Consider the following 7,084-nt stretch of genomic DNA (forward strand, 5'->3'; position numbering starts at 1 on the left):
CCTTCCCCCGCCGGACGGGGGAAGGGACAAGTTGTCGTTGCGGCAATAAGTAGCGTGGGTTTTGCTCATGAGGTGAATACACGGACAAAGATAACTGATTCAGATTATTTAGGTGGCAGATTTCGTGGGCGCAGCCCACGCTACGGGTTGGGTTTCCAATTTAATTGAATAAAACCTGCGTTGATTGCATAAAAAATTGAATCCAAGGTCGTCTGAAAATCCCCAACCGCCATCACTCAAGCCGTATTCCTCTCTGTTTGGAATACGGCTTGTCGTTTCTGCCGGTTTATTTCTTCTGCCACGCTTGGCGGAGGTATTCGATATGGTCGGGGAGGGCGTAGAAGGGGGTGTTGCCGTGGTTGGCGTTGGGGTAGAGGGTGAATTGTGCGTCTGCGCCGAGGTGTTGGAGGGTGCCGGCAAGCAGTTTGGCTTGGGCGACCATTTCCCTGCCGATTTGTTCGGGGCGGTTGCCACGGCCTTCGTGTTCGCCGACGCTGATGCGGACGGCGGTATCGGCGGGAAGGGCGGACGGTAGGAAGTCGAGGACGCGGCGGTTGTGCCACCAGACGGAGGGGGAGGCGAGCAGGTTGTGTTTGAAGCGGTCGGGGGCGGTGAAGAGGGAATAGAGTCCGAACAATGCGCCGAAGGAGTGTCCGAACAGGGCTTGTTCTTTGGGGTTGACGGGGTATTTGGCGGCAAGGGTCGGGGCGAGTTCGTGGTCGAGGAAGGCGGCGAAGCGGTCGGCTTGTCCGTACTGGCGGCGGTCTGCTTCAGTGGCGGTTTCAGGCAGGGGCGGGGTGTAGTCGAGGGCGCGTTGGGTCAGGTCGCGGACTTCGCCGTTGGGGTAGCCGATGCTGACAATGAGGCAGGCGGCGCGGCTTCGGGTCATGGGGTTGATGAGCAGGGATTGCGCCATGCTGAGGGCGGCGGGAAAGAAGGCGTCGCCGTCGAGGATATGGAGGACGGGATAGCCTTGTGGGGGCGGGTCGCCGACGGCGGCGGTTTGGATGCGGTAGTTGCGGCCGGTGTGTTCGGAGCGGATGTGGGTTTCTTCGGCTTGCAGCAGGCGGGCGGCTTGCCAGTGTGCGGTGCGTGAGGTCATGGCGGGGTTGTCGGTTGTGTTGGTGGGGTGTGTTGTGTGTGTTATCGGGTTGTCGGATGTTTCAGACGACCTTTGGGCTATATCTGCTGTTTCTCTATGTCAAACATGAACATATAGTGGATTAACTTTAAATCAGGACAAGGCGGAAGCCGCAGATACAGTACAGATAGTACGGCAAGGCGAGGCAACGCCGTACTGGTTTAAAGTTAGGCGAGGTAACGCCGTCCTGGTTTAAAGTTAATCCACTATAGAAATGATAAAACCGGACAGGTGGTGTGCCCTGCCTGTCCGGTCTGTTTCCGTAATGTGTTGGTCTTCTGGTTTTTGGCGGTGATTTGTTTTCCTTTTGCTTTTCCCGTTTTTAGAAGTCGTAGCGGAGGTTTGCCATCAGGCTGCGCTCCGAGCCGGGAATGTTGAAGGTGTTTGCGCTGCCGACGCGGGCGTAGTAGTGGCGGTTGAAGATGTTGTCGGCGTTGATTTGCAGCTTCAGCTTAGGCGTGAAGCGGTATGCCGCCATGGCGTCGAATGTGGCGTAGCCGCCCGCGCGCAGCCCTGCCGCAGAGGAGATGCTGCTCATCGCGTTCACGCCGCCGCCGAGGGTCAGCTTGGGCGTAACTTCATAAGTCGTCCACAGGTTTGCGCTGTGTTTGGGCATCAGCAGGAAGATGCCGTCGTCGCGCGAGTTGGCGGCGGTTTTGATTTGGCTGTGCAGATAGCTGTAGCCTGCGTGGATTTGCCATTTCGGTGTAATCGCGCCGCTGATTTCGGTCTCAACGCCTTCCATTACGCGTTTACCTAAGGCTGCGTAACGGGTGTTGCGGTTGTTCGGGTTCAGCGGTGCGGCGGCGTTTTTGTCTTTCAGGCGGTAGAGGGAGACGCGGGTGTTGAGGCGGTCGTCCATGTAGCTGCCTTTGTAGCCGACTTCAAATTGGTTGCCTTCGCGCGGTTTGAGCAGGTTGCCGTCAGTGCCGAGGCTGGTTTGCGGCGTGTAGAGTTGGGAGAAGCTGGCGTAGAGGCTGTTGTTGTCGTTCAAGTCGTAAACTGCGCCTGCGTAGCCGGTGAACTTGGTTTTGCTGGCTTTGTGCAACTCGTCGCCGTCGCCCGCTTCGATTTTGTAGTGTCCCAAACGCCAGCCGCCGATGAGCGACAGCCTGTCGACCGGATGGAAGACGGATTTGCCGTAAACGCCGAATTCGTCAAGGTTTTCGGTAGCGACGGTATGGCTGTAACCGCGCGCGCCGGCACGGGCGTTCTGCATCAGGTTGACATAGGGAACGGAGTGGAAATCGCCCAAGGCAACATTACGCGCAACGGCTGCACGGCCTTGCTCGTTGGTGCTGCGCAGGCGGTTGTAGTCCGCGCCGACGACGAGTTCGTTTGCGGTGTTGCCCAAGGCAAACGGACGGCTGTAGCTTGCGTCAACCGCGAAGGCTTTTTGTTTGATTTCCGTGCCTAAGCCGACGACGTTTGCCTTATTGTCGGCAGAAAGTTTGTTGGCGGCGAAGGTGTAGTTGGAGTCGGCATCGCGGTCGGAATAGCGCATACCGATTTTGCCGTAGCCGCCGTCGTCAAAATAATGTTTCAAATCGGCGAACACGTCATGGCTGTTCATTTTAAATTTGTTCCAATCCGCGCCGACGAAAGTGTGGTTGGGCAGGGACAGCAAATTGCCGCTGCTGCCGACGGGCAGGCCGTTATACGGCGCGAGGTGGCGTTGTTGGTAGAGATAGCCTACGCCCAAAGTCGTGTCGGGGTTGATGTCCCAATCCGCCGCCGCATAGAAGGTTTCGTGGTGGTTGTTTTTCTCGGCAGGACGGGGAGACGCGCCTGAAGTTTGCGCCATCACACGGGCGCGCACGCTGCCGTCGGCGTTCAGACGACCTGAAACGTCGGCTTCGGCTTTATATTGTTTGTGCGTACCGAACCCCGCCGCCGCATGGCCTTGGAACTCTTTGGTCGGGCGTTTGCGCACCAAATTCACAATACCGCCCATCTCGCCACTGCTGTCGAACAAGCCGCTCGGGCCGCGCATCACTTCGACGCGGTCGAAGGCGAACAGGTTGGGCAGTGTGCCGTTGATACTCTGCATCTGCGCAGGCAGGCCGTCGATGTTGTATTCACTGTATTCGTAACCGCGCGCATAAACCGACGAACGCCCGTCGTCATTGCTCAACACGCGCAGGCCCGGCGTTTTGCGTGCCAATTGGTCAAACGTATCGACGTTGCGGTCTTTTACCTGCTGATTGGTGATGATGCTGACGGATTGCGGAATTTCGCGCAAAGACGCGGGGATTTTTGTGCCGACGGTGGCGGCAAACGAGCTGTAATCGCCGTTTTTCTCGGTGGCAATTGCGTTATACGAACGCTGTCCTTTCACATGGACGGTATCCAGCTCGACCGTTTCAGCGGCAAATACAGTGGAAGATAAAGCGGCCACAACGGCGGCAGCGGTCAGATTGGGTCGGAACATCAATTTCTCCGTTCATTGTACAAATGAGAATGGTTGTATTTTATAAGTTTAATATCTGAAATTGTAGAAAAAAACTATCGTTTTCCCGACAATCTCTTGTGAATATGCGACAAGGTCGTCTGAAAACTTTAATTTGGTTTTCAGACGACCTTGTCCGTTTTGCCTGCAAATTTTGTTTGAAAGGTTGTTTTGTAATTTCGATACAAAATTCAAAAAATTTCATTTTCATATGAATTGCAGCGGGTAAAACAATAGCAATATGGCAAAAGGGGAAACTCGGCGGCCCCTTTTGTCAAACTCGTTAAAATGATTTTATTTCAATGTATTAAAAACAGAAAAATCCTGAAAGGGGTCGTCTGAAAACAGCATGCATGGTTTGTGATGTAAGTCAAAGAGAAATGTAACAAAATTACTTATAGTAATCGTAGTGAAAATTTATCGTCTTTATTGCCACCTTATATCAAGGAGATACACCATGAACGCATCAGCCGACAATGTCGTCAGCCCCGCCGTAGCCGAGGTCAACAGTTTGGTTGAAAAGGGTTTGCGCTCGTTGGACGAGTTTCGCAAGCTGAATCAGGAGCAGATTGATTATATCGTTGCCAAAGCCTCCATTGCCGCGCTGGACAAACATGGTGTACTCGCCATGCACGCGGTCGAAGAAACGGGACGCGGTGTATTTGAAGATAAGGCGACCAAAAACCTGTTTGCCTGCGAAAACGTCGTGCGCCGCCTGCGCGATTTGAAAACCGTGGGCGTCATCAGCGAAGACGATGTAACCGGCATTACCGAAATCGCCGATCCGGTCGGGGTCGTCTGCGGTATCGTGCCGACCACCAATCCGACTTCCACCACCATTTTCAAATCCCTGATTGCGCTGAAAACCCGCAATCCGATTATTTTCTCGTTCCACCCTTCCGCCCAGCAGTGTTCCGCCCACGCCGCCCAAATCGTGCGCGATGCCGCGATTGCCGCTGGCGCGCCGGAAAACTGCATCCAGTGGATTGAAAAACCGTCTATGGAAGGCACTTCCGCGCTGATGAAGCATCCGGGCGTGGCGACGATTTTGGCGACCGGCGGCAATGCGATGGTGGAAGCCGCTTATTCCTGCGGCAAACCCGCGCTCGGCGTCGGGGCGGGCAACGTGCCTGCCTATGTCGAAAAAACGGCAAACATCCAACAGGCGGCACACGACATCGTGATGTCCAAAGCGTTCGACAACGGCATGATCTGCGCCAGTGAACAAGCCGTCATCGCCGATAAAGAGATTTATAAAGAGTTGGTCGAAGAGTTCAAATCCTACGGCGTGTACTTCGCCAACAAAAAAGAAAAAGCCATGCTCGAAGACTTCATCTTCGGCGTTACGGCAAACTGCGCCAACTGCGGCGGCGCGAAACTCAATTCCGCCGTTGTGGGCAAACCGGCGGCGTGGATTGCCGAACAGGCCGGGTTTAAAGTCCCTGAAAAAACCAACATCATCATCGCCGAATGCCGCGAAGTCGGCCCCAACGAGCCGCTGACCCGCGAGAAACTCTCGCCCGTACTGGCGATGCTCAAAGCAGATTCCACCGAACAAGGCTTGCAGTTTGCCGAACAAATGGTCGCTTTCGACGGCTTGGGACACTCCGCCGCCATCCATACCGCTGATCAAGAATTGGCAAAAACCTTCGGCACCCGCGTCAAAGCCCTGCGCGTGATTTGGAACTCGCCCTCCACCTTCGGCGGCATCGGCGACGTTTACAACGCCTTCCTGCCGTCCCTGACCTTGGGCTGCGGCTCTTACGGCAAAAACTCCGTCGGCGGCAACGTCAGCGCAGTCAACCTGTTAAACATCAAAAAAGTAGGCCGTCGGAGAAACAACATGCAATGGTTCAAAGTACCCGCCAAAATCTATTTCGAGCGCGATTCCATCCAATACCTGCAAGACATGAAAGACTGCGAAAAAGTCATGATTGTGACCGACCGTTCGATGGTCGATTTGGGCTTCGTCGATAAAGTGACCCACCAGCTCCACCAACGCAAAAACAAAGTAACCATCCAGCTTTTCACCGACGTCGAGGCCGATCCCAGCGTCCAAACCGTCTATAAAGGCACGGATCTGATGCGCAGCTTCCAGCCCGACACCATCATCGCGCTGGGCGGCGGCTCGCCGATGGACGCGGCAAAAGCCATGTGGCTCTTCTACGAACAGCCCCAAGTCGATTTTGAAGACCTCGTCCAAAAATTCATGGACATCCGCAAACGCGCCTTCCGCTTCCCCGAATTGGGCCGCAAAGCCAAATTCATCGGCATCCCCACCACATCGGGCACCGGCTCCGAAGTCACGCCATTTACCGTCATCAGCGACGGCGACAAAAAATACCCCATCGCCGACTACTCGCTGACCCCGACCATCGCCATCGTTGATCCCGCGTTTACCATGACCGTCCCCGCCGGCGTAACCGCCGACACCGGTCTGGACGTACTGACCCACGCCGTAGAAGCATACGTTTCCGTACTCGCCAACGACTTTACCGACGGCCTCGCCCTACAAGCCATCAAGCTCGTGTTCCAATACCTCGAACGCTCCTACAAACACGGCGCGTCCGACCCCGAAGCGCGCGAACACATGCACAACGCTTCCACCATCGCAGGCATGGCGTTCTCCAACGCATTCCTCGGCATCAACCACTCGATGGCGCACAAAATCGGCGGCAAATACCACGTTCCGCACGGCCGCGCCAACGCTATCCTGCTGCCGCACGTCATCCGCTACAACGGCACGCGCCCGCAGAAAACCGCCACTTGGCCGAAGTACAACTATTACAAAGCCGACCTGAAATATCAGGAAATCGCCCGTACCTTAGGTCTGCCGTGCGCCACCCCTGCCGAAGGCGTAGAATCCTTCGCCCGCGCCTGTCACGAACTGGCGGTCAACGTCGGCATCAAAATGTCGTTCAAAGAACAAGGCATCGACGAAAAAACTTTCATCGACGGCCGCAAAGAACTGGCACTGCTGTCCTTCGAAGACCAATGTACCCCCGCCAACCCGCGTCTGGCATTGGTCGCCGACATGGAAGAAATCCTGACTAAAGCTTATTACGGCGAATAAGGTTCGCGTAAACCATAAAGCGCAAGAAAAGGTCGTCTGAAAACCACATTTCGGGTTTTCAGACGACCTCTGTTTTTTATATTGTGCCCCACTTATAGTGGATTAAATTTAAATCAGGACAAGGCGGAAGCCGCAGATACAGTACAGATAGTACGGCAAGGCGAGGCAACGCCGTACTGGTTTAAAGTTAGGCGAGGTAACGCCGTCCTGGTTTAAAGTTAATCCACTATATTTTTAGCAGCCGTAGCGTGGGTTCTACCCACGAATAAACAGAGATGATTAGATTCGGATGTTTGGGCAGAAGGTCGTGGGCGAAGCCTACGCTACGATTTGCTGCAACGGTAACTTGTTCCTTCCCCCGTCCAGCGGGGGAAGGTTAGGATGGGGGTGGCTTTATGGTTTTAGGTAAAATCAAATTCGT

Annotated in this window: 3 protein-coding genes; 1 reads left to right on the forward strand and 2 read right to left on the reverse strand. The window is 54.9% G+C overall.

From position 1 onward, the window contains the following. Positions 1-286: 286 nt before the first annotated feature. Both HMPREF3050_RS02020 and HMPREF3050_RS02025 read right to left on the reverse strand, forming a co-directional pair. A complete protein-coding gene (locus tag HMPREF3050_RS02020; protein WP_070773269.1) occupies positions 287-1,102 on the reverse strand; it encodes an alpha/beta hydrolase in 816 nt (271 codons plus the stop codon). Between the two features lie 361 nt (positions 1,103-1,463). Continuing rightward, positions 1,464-3,572 carry a TonB-dependent siderophore receptor gene (locus HMPREF3050_RS02025; RefSeq protein WP_070773270.1) on the reverse strand — a complete coding sequence of 703 codons (2,109 nt, stop codon included), beginning with the start codon at positions 3,570-3,572 and terminating at the stop codon, positions 1,464-1,466. Positions 3,573-4,047: 475 nt separating this feature from the next. Here HMPREF3050_RS02025 and adhE point away from each other — a divergent pair, with 475 nt between their 5' ends. After that, a complete protein-coding gene (adhE, locus tag HMPREF3050_RS02030) occupies positions 4,048-6,663 on the forward strand; it encodes a bifunctional acetaldehyde-CoA/alcohol dehydrogenase (protein ID WP_003779917.1) in 2,616 nt (871 codons plus the stop codon). Positions 6,664-7,084 lie beyond the last annotated feature (421 nt).

It is taken from the genome of Neisseria sp. HMSC065D04 (genome assembly GCF_001815675.1).
In the GTDB taxonomy this organism is placed as follows: domain Bacteria; phylum Pseudomonadota; class Gammaproteobacteria; order Burkholderiales; family Neisseriaceae; genus Neisseria.